General features: G+C 75.0%; 19 protein-coding genes. 14 read left to right on the forward strand and 5 right to left on the reverse strand.

Annotated features, from left to right (window positions below):
• Positions 1-13 precede the first annotated feature (13 nt).
• Both AC5L34_RS12240 and AC5L34_RS12245 read left to right on the forward strand, forming a co-directional pair.
• A complete protein-coding gene (locus tag AC5L34_RS12240; RefSeq protein ID WP_089001387.1) occupies positions 14-394 on the forward strand; it encodes an OB-fold nucleic acid binding domain-containing protein in 381 nt (126 codons plus the stop codon).
• A gap of 31 nt (positions 395-425) precedes the next feature.
• Positions 426-1,109 carry a DUF3159 domain-containing protein gene (locus AC5L34_RS12245; RefSeq protein WP_425691569.1) on the forward strand — a complete coding sequence of 228 codons (684 nt, stop codon included), beginning with the start codon at positions 426-428 and terminating at the stop codon, positions 1,107-1,109.
• A gap of 36 nt (positions 1,110-1,145) precedes the next feature.
• Here the strand turns inward: AC5L34_RS12245 and AC5L34_RS12250 are convergent, their stop codons facing one another.
• Together AC5L34_RS12250 and AC5L34_RS12255 are read right to left on the reverse strand one after the other, a co-directional pair.
• Positions 1,146-1,835: a potassium channel family protein gene (locus AC5L34_RS12250; protein ID WP_441175481.1), complete on the reverse strand. Its 690-nt coding sequence runs from the start codon at positions 1,833-1,835 to the stop codon at positions 1,146-1,148.
• 2 nt (positions 1,836-1,837) lie between these two features.
• The gene (locus AC5L34_RS12255; protein WP_441175232.1) at positions 1,838-2,503 is read right to left on the reverse strand and encodes a potassium channel family protein; all 666 of its coding nucleotides are present in this window, start codon (positions 2,501-2,503) and stop codon (positions 1,838-1,840) included.
• Positions 2,504-2,665: 162 nt separating this feature from the next.
• Between AC5L34_RS12255 and AC5L34_RS12260 the strand changes: the two genes are divergently transcribed.
• The 4 genes from AC5L34_RS12260 (at position 2,666) to dxs (ending at position 9,237) form a co-directional block, all read left to right on the forward strand.
• The gene (locus AC5L34_RS12260) at positions 2,666-4,741 is read left to right on the forward strand and encodes an APC family permease (RefSeq protein ID WP_357973353.1); all 2,076 of its coding nucleotides are present in this window, start codon (positions 2,666-2,668) and stop codon (positions 4,739-4,741) included.
• Positions 4,738-5,991 carry a class I SAM-dependent RNA methyltransferase gene (locus AC5L34_RS12265; RefSeq protein ID WP_494824909.1) on the forward strand — a complete coding sequence of 418 codons (1,254 nt, stop codon included), beginning with the start codon at positions 4,738-4,740 and terminating at the stop codon, positions 5,989-5,991. The genes AC5L34_RS12260 and AC5L34_RS12265 overlap by 4 nt, the downstream gene beginning before the upstream one ends.
• A gap of 9 nt (positions 5,992-6,000) precedes the next feature.
• Entirely contained in the window at positions 6,001-7,170 is a 1,170-nt protein-coding gene (locus tag AC5L34_RS12270) for an anhydro-N-acetylmuramic acid kinase (RefSeq protein ID WP_494824911.1), read from the forward strand.
• A 117-nt stretch (positions 7,171-7,287) separates the two neighbouring features.
• Positions 7,288-9,237, forward strand: a complete 1,950-nt coding sequence (dxs, locus tag AC5L34_RS12275; RefSeq protein ID WP_494824913.1) for a 1-deoxy-D-xylulose-5-phosphate synthase — start codon at positions 7,288-7,290, stop codon at positions 9,235-9,237.
• Between the two features lie 69 nt (positions 9,238-9,306).
• On the opposite strand, the gene AC5L34_RS12280 is transcribed toward dxs, so the two are convergent.
• Complete coding sequence (locus tag AC5L34_RS12280; protein WP_494824915.1) at positions 9,307-10,500, reverse strand: hypothetical protein; 1,194 nt, start codon at positions 10,498-10,500, stop codon at positions 9,307-9,309.
• 189 nt (positions 10,501-10,689) lie between these two features.
• Here AC5L34_RS12280 and AC5L34_RS12285 point away from each other — a divergent pair, with 189 nt between their 5' ends.
• A complete protein-coding gene (locus AC5L34_RS12285) occupies positions 10,690-12,639 on the forward strand; it encodes a DUF6311 domain-containing protein (protein ID WP_441175227.1) in 1,950 nt (649 codons plus the stop codon).
• A complete protein-coding gene (locus AC5L34_RS12290; protein ID WP_441175226.1) occupies positions 12,639-14,429 on the forward strand; it encodes a DUF6311 domain-containing protein in 1,791 nt (596 codons plus the stop codon). The genes AC5L34_RS12285 and AC5L34_RS12290 overlap by 1 nt, the downstream gene beginning before the upstream one ends.
• A 9-nt stretch (positions 14,430-14,438) precedes the next feature.
• Here the strand turns inward: AC5L34_RS12290 and AC5L34_RS12295 are convergent, their stop codons facing one another.
• A complete protein-coding gene (locus AC5L34_RS12295; protein ID WP_441175225.1) occupies positions 14,439-16,310 on the reverse strand; it encodes a DUF6311 domain-containing protein in 1,872 nt (623 codons plus the stop codon).
• Positions 16,311-16,416: 106 nt separating this feature from the next.
• On the opposite strand from AC5L34_RS12295, the gene AC5L34_RS12300 reads away from it, so the two are divergent.
• Together AC5L34_RS12300 and AC5L34_RS12305 are read left to right on the forward strand one after the other, a co-directional pair.
• On the forward strand, positions 16,417-17,718 hold the full coding sequence (locus AC5L34_RS12300; RefSeq protein ID WP_494824917.1) for an outer membrane protein assembly factor BamB family protein: 1,302 nt from the start codon (positions 16,417-16,419) through the stop codon (positions 17,716-17,718).
• Positions 17,715-18,998, forward strand: coding sequence for an outer membrane protein assembly factor BamB family protein (locus AC5L34_RS12305; protein ID WP_494824919.1), 1,284 nt, complete (start codon positions 17,715-17,717; stop codon positions 18,996-18,998). Before AC5L34_RS12300 ends, AC5L34_RS12305 begins: the two co-directional genes overlap by 4 nt.
• Positions 18,999-19,038: 40 nt before the next feature.
• Here the strand turns inward: AC5L34_RS12305 and AC5L34_RS12310 are convergent, their stop codons facing one another.
• Entirely contained in the window at positions 19,039-20,247 is a 1,209-nt protein-coding gene (locus AC5L34_RS12310; RefSeq protein WP_441175222.1) for a C39 family peptidase, read from the reverse strand.
• Between the two features lie 151 nt (positions 20,248-20,398).
• Between AC5L34_RS12310 and AC5L34_RS12315 the strand changes: the two genes are divergently transcribed.
• The 4 genes from AC5L34_RS12315 (at position 20,399) to AC5L34_RS12330 (ending at position 23,349) form a co-directional block, all read left to right on the forward strand.
• On the forward strand, positions 20,399-21,067 hold the full coding sequence (locus tag AC5L34_RS12315) for a response regulator transcription factor (protein ID WP_494824921.1): 669 nt from the start codon (positions 20,399-20,401) through the stop codon (positions 21,065-21,067).
• Positions 21,068-21,141: 74 nt separating this feature from the next.
• The gene (locus AC5L34_RS12320) at positions 21,142-22,311 is read left to right on the forward strand and encodes a sensor histidine kinase (RefSeq protein WP_363897417.1); all 1,170 of its coding nucleotides are present in this window, start codon (positions 21,142-21,144) and stop codon (positions 22,309-22,311) included.
• 247 nt (positions 22,312-22,558) lie between these two features.
• Entirely contained in the window at positions 22,559-22,966 is a 408-nt protein-coding gene (locus AC5L34_RS12325; protein ID WP_441175220.1) for a VOC family protein, read from the forward strand.
• Complete coding sequence (locus AC5L34_RS12330) at positions 22,963-23,349, forward strand: VOC family protein (RefSeq protein WP_441175219.1); 387 nt, start codon at positions 22,963-22,965, stop codon at positions 23,347-23,349. Before AC5L34_RS12325 ends, AC5L34_RS12330 begins: the two co-directional genes overlap by 4 nt.
• Positions 23,350-23,375 lie beyond the last annotated feature (26 nt).

Genomic DNA, 23,375 nt, shown 5'->3' on the forward strand with positions numbered 1-23,375 from the left:
TGACGCGGAGGTCATGTCGACCGACGAGGGCCGGGGTTCGCTGCGCCGCATGCTGCGACGGCTCACCGCGAGCGAGGCGGAGATCGAGGCGCAGGAGCTGCGCCGGGAGAGCGCCGAGCACGGCGGTGTCCCGGCCGGGCAGTGCACGCGGGGCCAGGTGGTCTCCGTGGCCGGCCGGCTGCGCACGGTGGTCTACACCCCGCGGACCAACCTGCCCACGCTGGAGGCGGACCTCTACGACGGCAGCGACGTGGTCACCCTGGTCTGGCTGGGCCGGCGGCACATCGCCGGGATCGAGCCCGGCCGGCACCTGACCGCGCGCGGTCGGGTGGCCGTGCGCGACGACCGTAAGGTGATCTACAACCCGTACTACGAGCTGGAACCGCCGAAGTGACCCGGTGGCCGCGGCGGACGGAAGGCGTGCGATGACGACGGGACAGCACCGGGCGGCACAGCCGGAGAGCGACCCGCAGGGCGAGGAGCCGCTGCCCACCCTCGCCGAGCAGATGGCCGACCAGCTCGGCGGCTGGCGGGGGCTGGTCGAGTCCAGCATCCCGGTGGTCGTCTTCGTGCTGGCCAACATCATCGGCGAGCTGCGGCCCGCCGTGATCGCCTCGGTGGCGGTGGCGCTCGTGATCGCCGGTCTGCGGCTGGCGCAGCGCCGGCCGGTGCGGCACGCGGTCAACGGGCTCTTCGGCGTCGCCGTCGGCGCCGCGATCGCCTGGCGTACCGGCGACGAGCGGGACTTCTACCTCCCCGGCATCCTCTACGGCATCGGCTACGGGCTGGCCCTGCTCGTCTCGGCGGCGGTCCGTCAGCCGCTGGTGGGGTGGATCTGGTCGGTGCTGGTGGCCAAGGGCCGCTCGGAGTGGCGCGACGACCCGCGCCTCGTCCGGACCTTCACGGGGCTCACCGTGCTCTGGGGCGTGGTGTGGCTGGCGAAGGTGGGCGTGCAGGCCGGGCTCTACCTCGCCCACCAGGACACGGCCCTCGGCGTGGCGCGGCTGGTGCTGGGCTACCCGCCGTACGTGCTGCTGCTGCTGATCACGGTCTGGACGGTCCGGCGGGTGACCCGGGAGTCGGAGCCCGAGGCGCTGCCCGGCGGCTGAGCCGCCCCAGCACCACCCGGCGGCTGAGCCGCCGCCTCAGCGCTGCCCACGGGTGCGCTCGACGCTGTCCGCCCCGAGCATCACCGTGCGCACGGCGTCCTCGACCTCCGCCGTGCACACGAAGATCAGCTCGTCGCCGGCCTCCAGCGGGTCGTCCGGCGTGGGCACCAGCACCCGCTTGCCGCGCAGGATCGCCACCAGCGCCGAGTCGCGGGGCAGCGGGACCGCGCGCAGCGGCTCCCCGACGTACGGGGCGGTCGGCGGCAGGGTGATCTCCACCAGGTTCGCCTCGCCCTGCCGGAACGTCATCAGCCGGACCAGGTCGCCGACGGTGACCGCCTCCTCGACCAGGGCCGCCATCACCCGCGGCTTGCTCACCGCGACGTCGACGCCCCACTGCTCGGTGAAGAGCCACTCGTTCTCGGCCCGGTTGACCCGGGCCACCACCCGGGGCACCGCGAACTCGGTCTTGGCCAGCAGCGAGACCACCAGGTTGACCTTGTCGTCCCCGGTGGCCGCGACCACCACGTCGCAGCCGGCGATGTCGGCCTCCTCCAGGCTGGCCAGCTCGCACGCGTCGGCCAGCACCCAGTCGGCGGCCGGCACCCGGTCGGGCCGCAGCATCCGGGGCTGGCGCTCGATGAGCATCACCTGGTGGCCGTTGTCGATCAGTTCCTGGGCGATCGAGCGGCCCACGTTGCCCGCACCAGCGATGGCGATGCGCATGCTCACAGCCCTCCTTCCGGCGGCGCCGCCGCCACCGACGTGACCGTCGCCGCGATGTCGTCGGTGACCAGCATGAAGATCTGGTCGCCCTCCTGGACGACGCTGGAGCGGGTCGGCAGCGTGCCGATGCCGAAGCGGATGAGATATGCCACCCGCGCCCCGGTCGCCTCCTCCAGGGCGCGCAGCGGCCGGCCCACCCAGTCCTTGTGCACGGGCACCTCGACGATCGACACCGTGCTCGTCGGGTCCCGGAAGATCTCCACGTTCCCCTCGGGCACCAGGTGCCGCAGCATCCGGTCGGCGGTCCACCGGACGGTGGCGACGGTGGGGATGCCGAGCCGCTCGTAGACCTGCGCGCGGCGCTGGTCGTAGATCCGCGCCGCCACCCGGGACACGCCGAACGTCTCCCGGGCGAGCCGGGCCGAGATGATGTTGGAGTTGTCGCCGCTGGAGACGGCCGCGAAGGCGTCCGCCCGCTCGATGCCGGCCTGCCGGAGCACCTCCCCGTCGAAGCCGGCACCGGTGACGGTGATCCCCGCGAAGTCGGGGCCGAGGCGGCGGAAGGCGTCGGCGTCCTGGTCGATGACCGCGACCGAGTGCCCCCGGGACTCCAGGCTGTAGGCGAGGGTCGAGCCGACGCGGCCACAACCCATGATCACGACATGCACCGCGTCCCTCCTCAAGGTGCGCAACGCCCGGCCGGTGAGCGTGCCGTCTGCGAGCCTGCCACGTTCCCGGCGCGGGCGCGGACCGACGGTACTCCGCCCGCCCGCGCGGTCGCGATCGACCACCCCGCGACGCCCACCAGCGTGGTCGTACGCTTGGCGGTTGTGGCCAGACCCACCTCGCTGCTGAAGCGGCTGCTGCTCGGTCGACCGTTCCGGTCCGACCGGCTCAAGCACACGCTTCTGCCCAAGCGCATCGCGCTTCCCGTGTTCGCCTCCGACGCGCTCTCCAGCGTCGCGTACGCGCCCGACGAGATCCTGCTGACGCTCTCCATCGCCGGTGCCTCGGCGTACTTCTTCTCGCCGTGGATCGCCCTGGCCGTCGTGGTGGTGATGCTCACCGTCGTCGCCAGCTACCGGCAGAACGTGCACGCCTACCCCTCCGGCGGCGGCGACTACGAGGTGGCCACGGTCAACCTCGGCCCCCGGGCGGGCGTCGCGGTGGCCAGCGCGCTGCTGGTCGACTACGTGCTCACGGTCGCCGTCTCGGTCTCCTCCGGGGTGGCGAACCTGGGCTCGGTGGTGCCGTTCGTGGCCACCCACAAGGTGCTGATCGCCGTCACCGCGGTGGTGCTGCTCACCGCGGTCAACCTGCGCGGCCTGCGGGAGTCCGGCACGGCCTTCGCCATCCCCACCTACGGCTTCATCATCGTGATCGTCGGGATGCTGCTCACCGGCCTGGTGCGGGTCTTCGTGCTCGGCCACGACCTGCGCGCGCCCAGCGCCGGCCTGGAGATCCAGGCCGAGCACAGCGTCACCGGCTTCGCCCTGGTCTTCCTGCTGCTGCGCACCTTCTCCTCCGGCTGCGCGGCGCTGACGGGCGTGGAGGCGATCTCCAACGGGGTGCCGGCGTTCAAGGCCCCGAAGAGCCGCAACGCGGCCACCACGCTGCTGCTGCTCGGCACCATCTCGGTGGCCATGCTGGTCGGCATCATCTGGCTGTCCCGGCTCACCGGCCTGCAGTTCGTGGAGGACCCGAAGCTCCAGATCATCTCCGGCCCCGACGGGTACGTGCAGAAGACCGTCACCACCCAGCTCGGCGAGACGGTCTTCGGCTCCGGCTCGGTGCTGCTCTTCGTGGTCGCCGGCGTCACCGCGCTGATCCTCTTCCTGGCCGCGAACACCGCGTTCAACGGCTTCCCGGTGCTCGGCTCGATCCTCGCCCAGGACCGCTACCTGCCCCGGCAGCTGCACACCCGCGGCGACCGGCTGGCCTTCTCCAACGGCATCGTCTTCCTGGCCGTCGCCGCGATCGTGCTGATCGTCGGCTTCCAGGCCGAGGTGACCCGGCTCATCCAGCTCTACATCGTCGGCGTGTTCGTCTCGTTCACGCTCTCCCAGGCCGGCATGATCCGGCACTGGAACCGGCATCTGAAGACCGCGCGGGACCCGCAGGCGCGACGGCGGATGCTCCGCTCCCGGGCGATCAACACCTTCGGCATGGCGATGACCGGCACGGTGCTGGTCATCGTGCTCGTCACCAAGTTCCTGCTCGGCGCGTGGATCGCCATCGCCGCGATGGCGATGATCTACGCGCTGATGCTGGCCATCCGCCGGCACTACGACCGGGTCGCCGCGGAGCTGACCCCGCCGGACGAGGGCCGCGCCGTGCTGCCGGCCCGCAACCACGCCGTCGTGCTGGTCAGCAAGCTGCACAAGCCGACCCTGCGGGCCGTCGCGTACGCCCGGGCCACCCGGCCCGACACGCTGACCGCGGTGACCGTGAACGTCGACGACAAGGACACCCGGGACCTTCAGGCGGACTGGGAGCGGCGGGACCTGCCCGTGCCGCTGACCGTCGTCGACTCCCCGTACCGGGAGATCACCCGTCCCATCCTGAACTACGTGGCCGGGCTGCGCCGGGAGTCGCCGCGCGACGTGGTCACGGTCTTCATCCCGGAGTACGTGGTGGGGCGCTGGTGGGAGAACCTGCTGCACAACCAGAGCGCGCTGCGCCTGAAGGGCCGGCTGCTCTTCGAACCGGGGGTGATGGTGACCAGCGTGCCGTGGCAGCTCGCCTCGACCGCAGGCAAGGATCTGGACCGGCTGGACGCCACCCTGACCCGGGGCCCGGCGCGCGGTCCCCGGGTCGCGCCGCGCGGCACCCTGCCGCCGAGCGTCCCGCCCGTCGTGTCCGCGCCGCCCGGCGAGGGCGGCCCGAGTGGTGGGGGTGAGCGGTGAGCCCGCAGGAGGACGGCCGGGGGCTGGAGGAGGCCGAGCGGGTCGAGGTGACCGTCGGGGCGGTCGCGCCGGGCGGGCACTGCGTCGCGCGGGTGCACGGGCAGGTCGTCTTCGTCCGGCACGCGCTGCCCGGCGAGCGGGTGGTCGCCGAGGTGACCGAGGTGCACAAGGGGTTCGTCCGGGCCGACGCGGTGACCGTGCTCGAGGCCGCCCCGGACCGGGTCGAGCAGCCCTGCCCGTACGCGAAGCCGGGTCGCTGCGGCGGGTGCGACCTTCAGCACGTCGCCCCGGCCGCGCAGCTCGACTGGAAGGTCGCGGTGGTGCGCGAGCAGCTCACCCGCCTCGGTGGGCTCACCGACGCCGAGCTGGACGCCCTCGGCGTGCGGGTCGAGGCGCTGCCCGGTGGGCCGCTCGGCTGGCGCTCCCGGGTCCGCTACGCCGTCGACGGGGCGGGCCGGGCCGGCCTGCTCAAGCACCGCTCGCACGAGGTGGTCCCGATCGACCGCTGCCTGATCGCCCACCCGGCGATCCGGGAGCTGCCCGTGCTGGCCCCGACCGGGGCGCGCTGGCCGGACGCGGACGCGGTCGAGACGGTCGCCTCCACCGGCGGGGACGTGGCGGTGACCGCCGTCGCCGACGGGGTGCCCCACCCGGTGAGCGGCCCGGAACGCGTGCGCGAGGTGGCGGCCGGCCGGGAGTGGACGCTGCCGGTGTCGTCATTCTGGCAGGTCCACCCGGCCGCCGCCGACACCCTGGTCGACGCCGTGCTGGAGCTGGTGGACCCGCGCCCGGGGGAGCGGGCCTGGGACCTCTACGGCGGGGCGGGGCTCTTCGCCGCCGCGCTCGCCGGCCGGGTGGGCGAGACGGGCCGCGTCACCCTGGTCGAGTCGGCGGCGCAGGGCGTCGCCGCCGCCCGCGATAACCTGCGCGACCTGCCCGGGGTGGAGGTCGTACCGGCCCGGGTGGAGACCGCGCTGGCCCGCCGCCGGATCACCGGGCCGGTCGACGTGGTGGTGCTCGACCCGCCGCGCTCCGGCGCGGGCGCCCGGGTGGTGCGCGACGTGGTGGCCGCCGGGCCGCGCGCGGTCGCGTACGTGGCCTGCGACCCGGCCGCCTTCGCCCGCGACGTGCGCACCTTCGCGCAGCAGGGCTGGCGGCTGGCCGCGCTGCGCGGCTTCGACCTGTTCCCGATGACCCAGCACGTCGAGCTGGTGGGTCTGCTCCTGCCGCCCGACGGAGCCGCCCGCTAGCCTGACGCGATGAAGATCGTCGGGCTGATGTCGGGGACCTCCTACGACGGGGTGGACGTGGCCGCCGCCGAGTTCGCCCTCGACGGCGACACGCTGCTGCTGCGCCCGCTGGGGCACCGCGGCCTGGACTACGACGACGGGCTGCGCGAAGCGATCGGCGCGCTGCTGCCGCCCGGGAGCACCACGATCGAGGCGGTCTGCCGGCTGGACAACCGCCTCGGCGAGGTCTTCGCCGAGGCGGCGGCCCTCGGCGTCGAGCTGGCCGGCGGCGCGGTCGACGCGGTGGTCTCGCCCGGGCAGACGGTCTTCCACTGGGTCGCCGACGGGCGTGCCCGGGGCACCCTGCAACTGGGCACGGTGGCCCGGGTGGCCGCCCGGGTCGGCGTACCCGTGCTGAGCGACCTGCGCTCGGCGGACGTCGCGGCCGGCGGGCAGGGCGCGCCCCTGGTCCCGGCGTTCGACGCGCTGCTGCTCGACCCGGCCGACAGCGCGGCCCCGCGCGCCGCGCTCAACCTGGGCGGCATCGCCAACCTCACGGTCCTCGCGCCGGGCGCGCCGGTGCTCGGGTACGACGTCGGGCCCGCCAACGCGCTGCTCGACGCGGCGGCCCGCCGCCTCCTGGGCCGGCCCTGCGACCTCGACGGCGCCCGCGCGGCGGCCGGTCGGGTGCACCCCGGCCTGCTGGAGCTGCTGCTCGCCGAGCCGTACTACGCGGCGCCGCCGCCCAAGTCGACCGGCAAGGAGCTGTTCCACGCCGACTACCTGGACGCCCGGCTGGCCGCCCTCGGCGAGGCGGTGCCGGCCGACGACGTGCTGGCCACCCTGACCGAGCTGACCGCCCGGGTGGTGGCCGCCGAGTGCGACCGGCACGCCGTGGCGGAGGTGGTCGCGGCCGGCGGCGGCGTGCGCAACCCGACGCTGACCGCCCGGCTGGCCGCCCTCGGGGCGGGGCGCTGGCGGCTTCGCACCACCGACGAGCTGGGGGTGCCCGCGCAGGCCAAGGAGGCGTACGCGTTCGCGCTGCTGGGCTGGCTCTCCTGGCACGGGCTGCCCGGCGCGCTGCCCTCGGTGACCGGCGCCACCCGGGCCAGCGTGCTGGGCTCCTGGACCCCGTCCGGTCCGGCGTACCGGGGCGTCCCGGCCGTGGCGGCGCCCCGGCGGCTGCGGGTCGTGTCCTGACCGCCCCGGGCGTCCGCGATCCATCCGGCGCCTGACCTGGCGCTCAGCGCCCCCGGCGGGTGGGCGGTCGTCCGGGCCAGGCTGCGGAGTACCGGACGGCCGATAGACTCTTGCGTCATGAGCGTTGAAGAGGGCACGGCCCACCACACCGGGCTGCTGGCCACCGTCCGGGGTCCGCAGGACGTCAAGCGGATGTCCGTCGAGGAGTTGGACGTCCTCGCCGCCGAGATCCGGGACTTCCTGATCGCCAAGGTCTCGCGCACCGGCGGGCACGTCGGTCCCAACCTGGGCGTGGTGGAGCTCACCCTGGCCATGCACCGGGTCTTCGACTCCCCGCGCGACCGGCTCCTGTTCGACACCGGCCACCAGGCGTACGTGCACAAGATCCTCACCGGCCGGCAGACCGGCTTCGACCGGCTGCGTCAGCGCGGCGGCCTCTCCGGCTACCCGAGCCAGGCCGAGAGCGAGCACGACCTCATCGAGAACTCGCACGCCTCCACCGCCCTGTCCTACGCCGACGGCCTGGCCAAGGCGTACGCCCTGCGGGGCGAGCAGCGCAGCGTGGTCGCCGTGGTGGGCGACGGCGCGCTCACCGGCGGCATGTGCTGGGAGGCGCTCAACAACATCGCCACCGCCCGCAACCCGCTGGTGATCGTGGTCAACGACAACGGCCGGTCCTACGCGCCGACCATCGGCGGCCTCGCCGACCACCTCTCCTCGCTGCGGCTCAACCCCGGCTACGAGAAGGTGCTCGACACCGTCAAGGAGGCGCTCGGCTCGACGCCGCTGGTCGGCCGGCCGATGTACGAGGTGCTGCACGCGGTCAAGCGGGGCATCAAGGACGCGGTCGCCCCGCAGGCCATGTTCGAGGACCTCGGCATCAAGTACGTCGGCCCGGTCGACGGGCACGACGTGGCCGCGGTCGAGTCGGCGCTGCGCGCGGCGAAGAACTTCGGCGGCCCGGTGATCGTGCACGCCGTCACCCGCAAGGGCTACGGCTACCGCCCGGCCGAGGAGGACGAGGCCGACTGCTTCCACGGCCCCGGCGCCTTCGACGTCGAGACCGGCAAGCTGGTCGCCGCCCCGTCGGTGAAGTGGACCGGTGTCTTCGCCGACGAGCTGGTCGCGATCGCCGACGAGCGGCCCGACGTGGTGGGCATCACCGCCGCGATGGCCGAGCCGACCGGCATCGCCAAGCTGGCCCGCAAGCACCCCGACCGGGTCTACGACGTGGGCATCGCCGAGCAGCACGCGGCCACCTCGGCCGCCGGCCTGGCGCTCGGCGGGCTGCACCCCGTGGTGGCGGTCTACGCGACGTTCCTCAACCGCGCCTTCGACCAGGTACTGCTGGACGTGGCCATGCACCGGCTGCCGGTGACGTTCGTGCTGGACCGGGCGGGCATCACCGGCCCGGACGGGCCCAGCCACTACGGCATGTGGGACATGTCCGTCTTCGGGGTCGTGCCGGGCCTGCGGATCGCCGCGCCCCGTGATGCCGCCACCCTGCGCGAGGAGCTGCGCGAGGCGGTGGCCGTCGACGACGGCCCGACCATCGTCCGCTTCCCGACCGGCACCGTCGCCGCCGACCTGCCGGCCGTGCGCCGCGTCGGCACCGTCGACGTGCTGACCGAGTCGGCGCGCAAGGACGTGCTGCTGGTCGCGGTCGGCTCGTTCGGGCACCTCGGCATGGAGGTCGCCACCCGGGTCGCCGGGCAGGGCTTCGGGGTCACCGTGGTCGACCCGCGCTGGGTGCGCCCGGTCCCGGCCGAGCTGGTCGAGCTGGCCGCCGGGCACCGGCTCGTGGTCACCGTCGAGGACGGCGTCCGCGTCGGTGGCGTCGGCGACGCCCTCGCCCAGGCGATGCGGGACGCCGACGTCCGGGTGCCGCTGAAGGACCTGGGCGTACCGGCCGACTGGCACCCGCACGGCACCCGCGCCCAGATCCTCGCCGACCTCGGCCTGACCGCGCAGGACGTGGCCCGCGACGTCACCGGCTGGATCTCCCGGCTGGACGTCGAGCCGGTCGAGCCGGTGATCACCGCCGACGACGCGACCGCGCAGAACTGAGCTGCCGACCGCCGACGGCGGGTGCCCCGGGCGACCGGGACACCCGCCGTCGGCGTTTCGCGTGCCGGGTCAGCGGCCGCCGAGGGAGCGGTAGTGCGTCTTCTCCGCCTCGGCGAGGCTGAACGTCTCCGAGCGGGTCGGCATCGGCACCACGACCAGCCCCGGCCGGTCCACCAGCCGCAGCGTGTCCGGCGGCGTCGACAGCGAACTGTCGGCGGTCGGCCGCCAGCTCAGCACGGCCAGCGGCTGCCCCGGCACCGGCAGCTTGTACGTCTGCAACGGGTGGGACCGGTCGGCGGGGGAGACCACCGGGTTGCCCCCGTCGGCGGGCCGGTAGACCACGGCGGTCATCGTGCCGTCGGCCGTCTCCCAGGTCAGCTGCTCCAGCTCCGCCGGCTCGCCGCCGCCGAGGGCGACCTCGCCCAGGGTGCGTACGGTCAGCTTGGTCATCGGCCACGACGACGGCACCGACCGCGGCGCGTCCCGGTCGCCGATGCGCCGGGGGACGCTGCCGAACGGGCCCTCCTCGCCGGCGAGCACGCAGGTGTCCAGGCCGGTGAGGGCCCGCTTGCCGGAGCCGCTTTCGTCGCGTACGAGCGGGTAGCGCGGGTCGGTGGTGCCGGTGCCGAGGTCCAGCAGCCGGTCGGCGGCCCGGCCCCGGGGCAGCGCCCGGGTGGCCTTGAGCGTGGCGGTCACCGGCACCGCCCGGCAGGCCGGCACGTCCACCGGCTCGGTGAGGCCGTCGGTGTCCCGCAGGGCGCGGCCGTCCGGCCCGAGCAGCCGCTGCACCCGGCCCGACGTGAGGTAGCGCCGCCCGTCGGAGGTGTGCACGGGCAGCACGTCGGAGTAGACGAGGTAGCCGGGGTCCGTGTACTCGGCGGCGCGGGTGACCGCGTACCGGCCGCCCTCGGCGGTGACCTGGAGCAGCCAGGAGGCGCTCTCGCCGGGCACGTCGGCGGCCACCAGCGCCAGCGGCGCGCCGTCGACCTCGCCGGACCAGAGGATCCCGGACGTGGGCAGGTGCACCCGGTCGTCGGCCGGTGACCGCCAGTCGCGTACCGCCCCGGTCACGGCCGACCGGACGGTGTCGTCGCCCGCGAGCGTGCCGCGTGGCGGCCAGACCGTGAGGTCGCCGTCCAGGCTGTCGTAGCCGGCCCGCAGGTCGCCCGGCTGCCGGTCGGCCACCGGACCGCAGGCCGTCGTGGTGAGCAGCAGGGTCAGCAGTGCGGTGGCCGTGATGCCGCGCCGGCGGACTGGAGCCACCTGTACGCCCCCTCGATCGCCTCAGCCGTCGTTCAACGGAAAGCGCCATAGTACGAGATGTCGGATCACCGGGACGCGCCACCTCGCCGGCCGCCCGCGCCCAGGTCGGGGCCCCTGACCGACACGAACCACAGAGGACAGTGCCGTGGTTTCAGGGTGAATGTCCCGCTCGGGTAGACTCCGCCGACTGTGACGCCTGCCGAGACCCGCGCCGAATCCTGGTCGGAATCCGACGCCGCCGCGGCCCCCGCGTCCGAACCCGTGGCGCCGTCCGTGGGCCCCGGTGACCGTACGTCGGACGGGGCCGCCCGCGACGCCGAACCCGGCGTGGCCGCCGCGACGACCGACGCCGCCACCGGTTCCGGCGAGGCCGGCGGGGCGGACGCCGCGGCCCGGCCGCGACGGTGGGGCCGGCGGCGGCAGGACCTCACGGTCTTCGGCCTGTTCCTGCTCGCCGCGGTGTGGGTGACCAGCCAGATCTGGGTGGACCCGGCCGGCCGGGTGGCCTCGCTCTACAGCAGCGACCCCGCCCAGGTGCAGTTCTTCCTCGCCCACTCGGTACGTGTCGTGCTGCACGGCGAGTTCCCGTTCTTCACCGAGCAGTTCAACTACCCCGACGGGGTCAACCTGATGGCCAACACGGCCATCCTCGCGCTGGGCATCCCGATGGTGCCGGTGACGCTGCTCTTCGGGCCGGCCGTGACCTTCGTGGTGCTGGTCACGCTCGCGCTCGCCGGCACCGCCTCGGCCTGGTACTTCGTGCTCTCCCGGCACGTGGTGCGCAGCCCGCTGGCGGCGGCCGTCGGCGGCTGGTTCTGCGGGTTCTCGCCGGCGATGCTGTCGCACGCCAACTGGCACCCCAACATCATCTCGCAGTTCCTGCTGCCGTTCATCGTCTGGCGGGTGCTGGTCATCACCCGGTCCCGGCGACCGTGGCGCGACGGCGTGCTGCTCGCCCTCATGGTCACCGCCCAGGCGTTCATCAACGAGGAGATCCTGCTCTTCACGGCGCTCGCCTGCGGGGTCTTCCTGCTCGCCGTGCTCGCCCAGCGGCCCGCGCTCTGGTCGACGGCCTGGCGGCCCCTGGCCAAGGCCCTCGCGATCTGCACCGTGCTCGCCGGCTCGCTGCTGGCGTACCCGCTCTACGTCCAGTTCGCCGGGCCGATGGCGTACCACGGCCTGAGCGACGCGGTCCGCGACTACGGCAACGACATCGCGGCCTTCTTCGCGCCCGGCTCGCCGACGATCGGCGGCGACGAACGCGCCAACGTCAACCTCGCGCCGAACTACTCCGAGGAGAACGCCTTCTTCGGCTGGAGTCTCGCCCTGATCGCCGTCGGCATCGTGGCCTGGCTGCGCCGGGAGATGCTCGTGCGGGCGCTCGCCGCGACCGGGGCGTTCTTCGCGGTGCTCTCCCTCGGCGAGCGGGTGTCCTGGTGGGACCGCGAGCTGATCACCGGGCCCTGGGAGTGGCTGGTCCGGCTGCCGCTGCTCGACGCGGTGGTGCCCACCCGCTTCGGCCTGATCACCAGCGTGGTGGTGGGCATCCTGCTGGCGCTCGCCGTCGAGCGCTCCCGGGCGCTGCCGCTGGAGCGGCGGACGCTGCGTACGCTCACCGTGGCCGGCCTCGTCCTCGCGCTGCTGCCGATCGCGCCGATGCCGCTGAAGGTGACCTCCCGCCCGCCGGTGCCGGACTTCATCACCGCCGACCGGTGGCGCGGCTACGTCGGTGAGGACCAGACCCTGGTGCCGATCCCGGTGCCGAACATGGGACACACCCACGGCATGCGCTGGGCCGCCTCCACCAACCTCGACTTCAAGATCCCCGGCGGCTACTTCCTGGCGCCGCGCAACGGCAACACCGGCGACCCCGGCCGCTTCGGCGGCCGGCCCAGCGGCGTCGGGCAGCTGCTGGAGGAGGTCGCCTCGACCGGCCGCATCCCGAAGCTGGACGACCGGCAGCGCCGCCGCTCCCTCGACGAGCTGCGGCACTGGCGGGCGGCCATCCTCGTGCTCCCGGTCGGCCAGCACCACTCCGAGCAGCTGCGGCGCACCGTCGAGCAACTGGTCGGCCCCGGCCGCCGGGAGCTGGACGTCTGGGTCTGGGACGTCCGGGCGCTGACGGACCGACCGACCTGATGGCCGCCCCGGCGGCGACCGGCACCGCCGAGGCGACACCCGCCCGGCGGTCCCGCCGGCTGCCGGTACGCGCGCCGGACGCGCTGGTCGTCGCCGGCTACCTCGCCCTGGCGGGGCTGCTGACCGTCGGCCAGTGGGGCCGCCCCGGGCGGCTGTTCCACCAGGCCGGCGACCAGATCCTCTTCGAGTGGATGCTGTCCCGGGCGGCCCGGGCGGTGACCCGCCTGGAGAACCCGCTGTACAGCGCGGAGCTGAACGCCCCGGACGGGGTGAACCTGATGGCCAACACCTCCGTGCTGGGCCTGGGGGTGCCGCTGACGCCGGTCACCCTGCTCTTCGGCTCGCAGGTCGCGTTCCTGGTGGCCGTGGTCTGCTGCCTCGCCGGCACCGCGACCGCCTGGTACGCGCTGCTGCGCCGCCGGCTGGTCGAGTCCCGGGCCGCGGCGGCAGTCGGCGGTCTCTTCTGCGGCTTCGCCCCCGGCATGGTCGCGCAGGCCGGGGCGCACCTGCACATGGCGGCGCAGTTCCTCGTACCGGTGATCCTGGCGCTGGTGTTCCACCCCGACCCGCGCCGGCTGCGGCGGCACGGCACGCTGCTCGGGCTGCTGGTGGCGTACCAGGTCTTCCTCGGCGAGGAGGTGGCGTTCTTCCTGGTCCTCGCCGCCGGCACGTTCGCGGTGGCGTACGCGGCGGCCGACCGGGCGACGGCACGCCGGCTGGCGCCCGCGCTGCTCGGCCGGCTCGCGATCGGGACGGCCGTCGCGCTGCCGCTGCTGGCGTACCCGCTGTGGTTCCAGTTCTTCGGCCCCGGCCACTACCGGGGGATGCCCTTCCACGCGTACGGCTACCAGCTCGACGCCGCGTCCTTCACCGCCTCGGCACGGCAGACGGTGCTCGGCGACGACCACCTGCCCGGCCTGCTCGCGCCGAACCCCACCGAGGAGAACTCCTTCTTCGGCCCCGGGCTGCTGGTGCTCGCCGTGGTGATCGTGATCTGGCTGTGGCGCCGGCCGCTGGTGCGCGCGCTGGCCGCCTGCGGGCTGCTCTTCGCGCTGCTCTCGCTCGGCGAGCAGGTCCGCCTGGACGGCACCTCCACCGGCATCCCCGGGCCGTACCGGCTGGTCGCCGAGCTGCCGCTGCTCGACCACGCGGTGCCGGCGCGCTTCCCGTTGGTCTGCGTCCCGGTGCTGGGCATCCTGCTCGCCCTCTCCCTGGACCGGCTGCGCCCCGAGGCCGGGGCCGAGGCCCGGGTGGGTGCCGTGCCGGTGCGACTGCTCTGGGGCGGGGCGGTGGCCGCCGCGCTGCTGCCGCTGATCCCCACCCCGATCCGGACCGTGCCGGCCTGGCCCGTGCCGGCATTCGTGGCCGAGGGCGGCTGGCGGGCCCACGTGCCGCCGGGCCGGACCCTGGTCCCGGTGCCGCCGGTGACCGGCGCCGGGGTCAGCCCGGCGATGCTCTGGTCGGCCCGCACCGGGCTGGCCTTCCCGGCTCCGGGCGGCTACTTCATCGGCCCCCGGGCCGCCGACGATCCGACCGCCCGGTGGGGCGCCCCGGACCGCCCCACCGCCGCGCTGCTGCGCCGGGTCGCCGAGACCGGCGAGGTGCCGGTGATCACCGACGAGCACCGCCGGCAGGCGGTCGAGGACCTGCGCCACTGGCGCGCCGCCCTGGTGGTCCAGGGCGGCCTGCACCACGGCCACCCGGTGCGCCGTACGGTCGACGCGCTGCTCGGCCCGGGCCGGGAGGTGGCCGGCGCCCACGTGTGGGACGTCCGCCCGCTGGTGGGCTGACGACCCGGCTCAGCCGACGATCGGGCGGACGTCCCAGAGCCACACGTCGTCCACGCGCTGCGGCGGGCCGATCAGCGCGGTCATCAGCTCACGCAGGACCGCCTCGCGGGGATGTGCGCCGAGGACGACCACGGACGCCCGCCAGAAGCGCAGGTCCTCGACGGCCTGGCGACGGTTCTCCTCCGTCAGCGCGGGGACGGCGTTCTTGTCCATCGTGGAGTAGATCAGGGTGCTGGTCGGCCGGTTCGGCGCGCCGAAGACGCCCTCGCCCCGCTCGTTCGGCCCGATGAAGTAGCCGCCCGGGATCGGGAACGCGTGCTGCGTCAGGGCGCTCCAGCGCAGCGTGGGCAGACCGTGCACGTTGCTCGGGATGGGCACCGGCACCAGCGTCCGGCCGTCCGGCACGTACGGGCGCCAGCCGCCGGCGGTGATGAAGTGTGGCGGCGGCTCGACGGGCTGCGCCGGCAGCGGACGCGGGAACAGCGGCAGCACGGCGAGCGCGACGGCCGCGTACCCGACCGGGCGCAGCCAACGGCGGCGCGGCCCGGCGGCGTCGGCACCGGCCGCGCTGTCGTCGCCGTCGGTGCCGGCGCGGGGGGCCGGCACCGACGGGCGGCCGTAGCCGGCGACGGTGTCCCAGGCCAGGGCGAGCAGCACGCCGAGGGCCGCCGCCACCACCAGGGCCAGCCGGGTCGGCATCATCATCTCGACCAGCGGCAGGTCGTCGGAGATGTAGGCCCAGGGACCGTCCGTCTCCGTCTCCACCCCGTTGATCCGCACCTTCGGGCCGATCGAGGCCACCGTGAAGACCACCACCAGCACCGCGAGGATCCGGGCGGCGAGCGAGCGGCGGACCAGCAGCGCCAGGGCCACCACCGACAGCAGCACCAGCGGCCAGCCGAACCAGGTGTTCTGCTCGGTGAGCCCGATGGTCTTCTCCACGGCCTCGTCGCCGGCCACGGTGTCCCGCGCGAAGGTGACGAAGGCGGCCAGGTCCTCGCCCCAACTGTGGAACACCCCGCCCTGCAAGCCCCGGTAGGACTGCGGGCCGTTGAACTGGAACCAGATCGGGTAGGCCGTCAGCAGCAGCGCCAACCCGCCGCCGACGCCGAGCGCGGCGGCGAAGGTGCCGGCCACCGCCCGCGTCCGCGCCGGGCGCATGATCGCGTACGCGAGCACGACGACCAGGCAGGCCAGCGCGGTGAGCAGCAGCATCTCCTCGTTGATGAAGATCTGGTACGCCACCAGCAGGCCGAGCACGATGCCGTTGCGCCGCCACCGGCCGGGCTCGCCGAGCCGGAGCACCCGCACCACGATCAGCGGCAGCAGGAAGTTCGACACGAAGTTGGGCTGGCCGTTGGCGTGGTGCACGATGCCCGGCGCGAAGCCGAGGAACGCGCCGCCGACGAAGGCCGCCGCGCGGGAGCGCACCAGGTGCCGCGACAGCATCCAGTACGACGTGCCGGCGGTCGCGGCCAGCGCGCCGCCCAGGTAGAGCGCGTACATGACCTGCGGGCCGAGGAGCATGGTCAGCGGCGCCAGCGGCAGCGTCACCCCGAGCAGCGAGGTGTTCGCCATCATGTTCACCCCGTCCGGGGCGTTCTGCCGCTCGGTGAACAGCGGGTTCTCCAGGTGCCGCACCGAGTACGCGCCGTGCGAGAAGAGCCACTCGAACCAGCTGTGGTCGGTGGGCAGGTGCGACGACACCCGGTTCTGCACGTCCGCCCAGTAGTTCAGGCACACGAGAACGCCGAGCAGGACATAGGCTCCGATGGCCAGTACGTCGGCGCGGGAGGGCCTACGCCGCAGCCGGCGCGTCGGCTCGGCCGCGACGGGCGCGGAGACGGAGTTCAGCGAGGGGTCTACCACCGGCACAGCCACGACGCGCCATCGTACAGGCGCGGCGGCGTCGCTTTTGCCGGGCCGGTGCCCCCACGGCCGATTTGCCGGCCCGCCGGAGGCCACGGTGTGACGGGGAGGACGGCACGTGACGGTCATCGACCTCGGCGAGCGACGGGACGTCGACGGGGCCGCCGGCCCCGGCCCGAGCCGGTTCCCTCGCCGCTGGGCCCCGGCCCTGGTCGCCCTGCTCTGCCTGTTGACGTCGGCGGCCGCCGCGCCGTGGCCCGCGCAACCGCCGGGCACCACGGTCCCGGCCGGCCCGGACGCGAGCGTCCTGCTCGCCGACGGGGTCCTCCTGGTGGCCGACGCGGCGGGCCCCGGCGCGGTGCCCGACGGGGACCCGGTGCCGCGACTGGCCGCCCACCGGCTGCCCTCCGGCCGTCCCCTGTGGCGGGTGCCGTTGCCCGCGCCGGGTCGGGTGTTCCACGCCGTCCGGGTCGGCGACCTGCTGGCGGTCGGCCTGGCCGGGGACCGGGCGGCGCCCCAGGTGGTCGGGCTCTCCCTCGGCGACGGCGGGGTGCGCTGGCGGGTCGAGGGGCAGCTGCGCGGCGCCACTTCGGTCGGGCACCTGCTGCTGTCGGGCTCCGCCGGGTCGGGCGCGTCCGTGCTGCGCTCGGTGGACCCCGCAACCGGTGCCGTCCGGTGGTCGCAGCCGCTGGCCCTCGAGGACGCGCACCTGTCGCGGCGGGACCAGCGGATACGCCTGCTGACGGTGCTCGCCGGCGGGCGGCTGGAGGTGCGCGACCCCGACACGGGCGCGGCGCGCGCCGCGACGGCCGTGCCCGGCCGCGCCCGCGTGCTGACGGTCACGGAGGAGCTGGTGCTGCTCACCGACGACAGCGGCGCCCTCAGCGGCTACGAGATCGCCACCCTGCGCCGGCGGTGGAGGGTGCCCCGTGGCCCGGCCGACCAGCCGGACGTCTATGACTGCGGCGTACTGATCTGCTTCGACGACGGTTCGCCCGTGACCCGGCTGCTCGATCCCGCCACCGGCACCGTGCGGTGGCGGAGCGAGAACGCGGCCCTGGGGCCGGTCGCCGTCGAGGGCCGGCTGCTGGCCGTCCGGCGCTCCTCCGGTGGTGCCGCGGAGCACGTGCTGCTCGACGCGGCGACCGGTCGGCCGGTGCGGCACCTGGGCCGCTGGCGGGCCGGCGCCCCGGGGATTCTCTCGGCCGACGGGACGACCCTGCACCGCCGGCAGCGCGACGGGCGGTACCTGGTCGGCCGGATCGACGGACGCGGGGAAGGCGTGCGGGTGCTGGCGGCGCTGCGCGCCGTGGTGGGGGAGTGCGGCGCCCACGGGTCGTACGTCGTGTGCCGGCACGAGGACGGCGGGCTCGGCGTGTGGGAACTGCCCGGCGACCGCGACCGGAAGGGGCGGGCGTGACGCTCATCGACCTCGGCGAGGTGCGCGACGAGCCGGAGCGGGAGGCGCCGCCCCGCCCGCCCCGCGCCGTCGGCAGGCCGCTGCGGGTCGCGCTGGCGCTCGCGTTCCTCCTGGCCACCGTGGCGGCGGCCGTGCCGGTGTCGGCACGGGTCGCGCTCGTCGTTCCGGCCCGCCTCGGGTCGGAGGCGTTCCCGCACGGCGACCGGCTCTACGTCGTCGAACCGGCCGAGGGGGAGCCCGAGGGGACCGTCGAGGTGCGCGCGTACGTCCTGCCCGAACGGGCGCCGGCCGACGCCGACCCGCCCCACCCGCTCTGGCGTACCCGGCTCGTGGCCGCCGGCCGGTTCTGGCATGTCCAGACGGGGCCGGGGACGGTGCTGTTCTCCATCACCGGGGACCAGGACGACGGGCAGACGGTGGCCCTCGACGACGGGACCGGCCGCGAACGCTGGCGGCAGCCCGGCCATCCCTGGTTCGACCCGAGCGGGATCCTGCTGATGCAGACCGGCGGGGCGCAGGGCGGCACCGTACGGTCGGTGGATCCGGCCTCCGGCCGGGCGCTCTGGTCGGTGCCGACGCCGCCCGAGGCCGCGACGTACGCCCTGCGCGACGGGCGTGTCGAGCGGATCGTGCTGGCCCCCGCCACGGGGCGGGTCGAGGTGCGCGACCCCCGCTCCGGCGCGCTGGTGCACGCGGCGGACCTGGGCCTCGGCGAGGCGTCCGGGCACACGGTGGTGGCGCACGACCTGCTGCTGGTCGTCCGGCCGCCTCAGGGCCTGGTGACCGCCTACGGGCTGGACGGGCTGCGGCGGCGCTGGGAGGCGCGCGTGCCCATGGTGGAACACGTCAACGAGTGCGGCGAGCTGCTGTGCGCGCCCGGAGGCAACAGGTTCGTCGCGCTCGACCCGGCGACCGGCGCGCCGCGGTGGACCGGCGAGCGGTGGTTCGGGGTGCTGGCGACCCGGGGCGACCGGCTCCTGGCGGTCGCGCCCGGGCCCCTCGGCGACCGGTTGGGCGTGCTCGACGCGGCGACCGGCCGGCAGGTGGCCGACCTGGGCAGCTGGCAACTGCTGCCCTGGTACCCCGACGAGCGGCTCCTGACCGTGCGGGCGGCCGTCGCCGGCGGCGGGCTGGTGGTGGCCGAGCTGGACGTCGCCGCCGGTCGGGCCGGGGTGCTGGACGTGCTCCGGGAGGCCTCCGGCAACTGCCGCAGCCGGGCCGACACGGTGGTGTGCCGGCTGCGCACCGGCGAGCTGGGCGTCTGGCGCTATCCCGGCTGAGCCCGCCCTCCGGCACGGTGTGCCGGCTGCGGTGCCGGGGTCACCAGTTGGGCTGCTCCGGCGCCGGGGGCAGCGGCACGCCGGGCGGCCGGAGCACGTACGCCACCCCGCCGCTGCCGCCCTGCCAGGCGGCCTCGAAGCGGTCCCGGTCGACGATCCGGCGCACCGCGTCGTCGTCCGGCGCGTACGGGTCGTTGAGCACCGGAGCACCCGTGTCGGTGAAGCCCACCAGCACCATCAGGTGCCCGGCGGTGTCGTAGTCCAGCCCGGGCACCTGGCCGGCGGTGAACGCGGCGGAGACGATCAGCGGGATGCCGGCGGCCACGAACGCCTCCGCCTCGGTCAGTGAGCGCAGCCGGGTGACGAAGGCGTCCACACCGTGCAGGCCCGCGTACGCGGTGTTGAACGCCCAGTTGCCGGCCCCGGCGTAGGCGTGGTCGTAGCAGTGCCGTGCGGCGTGTACCACCACCGGGCGGGGGCCGGCCGGGGCCACCCACGCGTACCGGGTCGGGGCCGGGGCGGCACCCCAGAAGGCCAGCACCATCGAGGTGCAGGTGGGGCTGCACCAGGAGTCTCCGCCGCCGCCCCACTGCGGGTGGCTGCCGGCGTGCAGCCGCTGCGAGTAGCGCGGCACGTCCAGCACGGTGCCCCAGGCCGTGGGCGGGGCGTCCTCCCTTGCCGGGCGGGACGGTCCGGTCGTCGCCGCCGGGCGGGGGCCTGCGGCGACCGCCCCGACCGCGCGCAGCACCGGGGTCCCGTCGGCGTCCTCCGGTCGGAGCAGGGTCACCCGCACCTGCCAGCCGGTGACCGTCGCGTCCGTCACCAGCAGGGTGTCGGTGTCCACCCGGGCGTCGGCGTCGCGCTGCCCCGGTACGGTCGTCCGGCGGATCGCGTGGTCGTCGGCCGCCCAGTCGGCGAGGACGTACCACCCGGTGGCCGGGGCGTCGTCGTGCCAGCCGCGCAGCTCCACGCGCAGCCAGCAGTCGCCGGGGGTGTCGCCGGTCCACGAGGGCACCACGTCGCGTACGGCGAAGCCGACCGGCACCGGCGGGGACGTCCAGCTACCGGCCGCGTACCGGCGGGTGCGGCCGTCGGCGTCGGTGTGTTCGAGCCGGTCGGCCGGCTCGGCCAGTTCGAGGCCGCGCCCGCCCGCGCGCAGCCCGGACAGGTCGCCCAGCCCGGCGTCGTCGGGGAGGCGGAAGCCCCGGTAGGTGACGTCCCGCCGGATCGTCGGCGCCGCGTCGGTCATGCGTCTCCCCGTCCGTCGCACGAAGCTTGGTGCCGAGAGCATTGCGTACGACGAAGGTTTTCTGCAACGGGGTCGGCCGGGGACGCCGGGTGCGGACCGGTTTGGCTACCGCCACTAGGTTGTCAGTGGTCAGGGGCGCGAGGAGGCCGGGATGCGGGTACTGGTGGTCGAGGACGAGCGCAACCTCGCCGACGCGATCGCGCGGGGGCTGCGCAAGCGGGGCATGGCGGTGGACGTCGCCTACGACGGCGACAGCGGCCACGAGATGGCGTTCGTCACCCGGTACGACGTGGTGGTGCTGGACCGGGACCTGCCCGGTGTGCACGGCGACCAGATCTGTGCGGAGCTGGCCGCCTCCGGCATCCTGACCCGGGTGCTGATGCTGACGGCCAGCGGCACCGTCGCCGACCGGGTGGAGGGGTTGCAGCTCGGGGCCGACGACTACCTGCCGAAGCCGTTCGCCTTCGACGAGCTGGTGGCCCGGGTGCAGGCCCTCGGCCGCCGGGCCACCCCGGCCGCGCCGCCGGTGCTCGAACTCGCCGACCTGGTCCTCGACCCGGCCCGCCGGGTGGCCACCCGGGGCGGCCAGCCGGTCGACCTGACCAACAAGGAGTTCGGCGTGCTCTGCGAGCTGCTCAAGGCGCGCGGCGCGGTGGTCTCCAGCGAGGAGCTGCTGGAACGGGTCTGGGACGCCAACACGGACCCGTTCACCACGATCGTCCGGGTCACCGTGATGACGCTGCGCAAGAAGCTCGGCGACCCGCCGCTGATCGAGACGGTGGTCGGCGCGGGCTACCGCACGGCGGAGACGCCGGCGTGAGCGCGCGGAGCGAGCCGGCGCTGAAGGCCGGGCGGTCGCGGACGAGGGCCGACGCCACGAGCCGGCGGGCCCGGCTGCGGCCCACGCTGCGGCTGCGGTTGACCCTGCTCAACGGGGTGCTGCTGGTCGGCGCGGGCGCGATCCTGGTGCTGCTGGCCTGGCTGCTGGTCCGCGACGCGCTGCGACCGACCGACGAGCTGCTGCCCGGCACCACGGTGGTGCTGGCCGACGGCCGGTCGCTGGACGCCGCGCAGTGGCAGCGTCAGCTGGTGGACGCCGCCAGCGGGGAGCTGCTGGTCAAGGGGCTGGTGGCGCTGCTGGCGATCAGCGTCGTCGGGGTGGCCGGCGCGTACGCGGTCGCCGGGCGGGCACTGCGCCCGCTGCACCAGGTCACCGCCACCGCCCGTCGGCTCGGCGAGACCACGCTGGACCAGCGCATCGGCTACTCGGGCGCCGACGACGAGGTCGCGGAGCTGGCGGAGACCTTCGACGAGATGCTGGACCGCATAGCCGCCGCGTTCGAGGCGCAGAAGCGGTTCGTGGCGAACGCCTCGCACGAGCTGCGGACCCCGCTCGCGGTGATGCGCACCGAGATCGACGTGACGCTGAGCGACGACGAGGCGGACGCGGCCGAGTACCGCCGGATGGCCATGGTGGTCCGGGACGCCTCCGAGCGGGCCAACGGGCTGGTCGACGCCCTGCTGGTGCTCGCCCGCAGCGAGGCCCAGGCGGGCCGCCGGCTGGGCCGGCGCACCGAGTGCGACCTCGCCGCCGGCACCGCCAACGCCCTGTCGGCCGTACGCCGGGAGGTGGAGCGGATCAAGCTGCGGGTGCAGACCTCGCTGGAGTCCGCACCTGTCGTCGGCGATCCCGGGCTGCTCGACCGGCTGGCGGGCAACCTGATCGAGAACGCGATCCGCTACAACCATCTGCACGGCCGGCTCTGGGTGCGTACGGGGTCGGACGGGTGCCGGTCGTGGCTGGTGGTGGGCAACACCGGCTTCGAGGTGGACCAGGCCGACGTGCCCGGCCTGTTCGAGCCGTTCCGGCGCGGCGGCCGGGAGCGTACCGGCGCACGCGGCTCCGGTCTCGGGCTCTCCATCGTCCGGGCGGTCTGCGACGCGCACGGCGGCACCGTGAAGGTGATCGCTCAGGCCGGCGGGGGGTTGGAGGTCACGGTGACCCTGCCGGCGGCGGAGGCCGCACCGGCGATCACCGCCGAGGAGCCGGCGGCCCGTCGCTGACGGGCCGGCGGGGTTTGCGGCTCGCGCCGTGGGGGTGCGGCTCGCGCTGCGGGGGTGCGGCTCGCGCTGCGGGGGTGCGGCTCGCGCCGTGGGGGTTGCGGCGGGAGCCGGCCCGGTGGAAGGATCATGCCGTCAGCTCGAGGACCGGAGGGGGGTGCGTCGATGTCCACCGTCATGACTTCCGCGCCCCGTCTCGCCGGCTGACTCTCACACACGCGGGGCGCCTCCATCCCTAGCGGAGGAACCCGTGTATCCACGGATCCAGAACATCAGTTTCGACTGCCACGACACCTACGCCCTCGCCGGCTTCTGGTCGGCGGTGCTCGGGTACGCCCGGCACGCCGACGACGCCCCGGGCGATCCGGAGGCGGTGCTGCTGCCCCCGGACGACTCCACCCCGCACGTCTTCTTCCAGCGGGTTCCCGAGGCCAGGACGGTCAAGAACCGGGTGCACGTCTGCCTGCGACCGACCGGCCGGACCCGGGAGCAGGAGGTCGAGCGGGTGCTCGGCCTCGGCGCGGTCGCGGTGAGCGACCGCCGGCGCGCCGACGGTACGGGCTGGGTGGTGCTCGCCGACCCGGAGGGCAACGAGTTCTGCGTCCTGCGCGGCGCGGCGGAGCGGGCGGGTACGACCATCGAGGAGGAACACCCGTGAGCGCACGGATCCACAACGTCAGCATCGACTGCCGCGACACGTACGCGCTGGCCGGCTTCTGGGCGCAGGTCTTCGACTGCCCCCGCCAGCCGGACGACTTCCCCGGCGACCCGGAGGCCATGCTGCTGCCCCCGGGTGGCCCGGAGGTGCTCTTCGTGGCGGTGCCCGAGGGCAAGCAGGTGAAGAACCGCCTCCACCTCGACCTGGAGCCCGCGGACCGCACCCGGGACGAGGAGGTGGCGCGCCTGCTGGCCATCGGTGCGACCCAGGTCGCCGACCAGCGTCGCGCCGACGGCTCGGGCTGGGTGGTGCTCGCCGACCCGGAGGGCAACGAGTTCTGCGTGCTGCGCAGCGCCGCCGAGCGGGCCGCCACGGCGGGCTGACGCGAGGGGGCCCGTCCACGTCGTGG

The organism is Micromonospora sp. ZG13 (assembly GCF_059359355.1).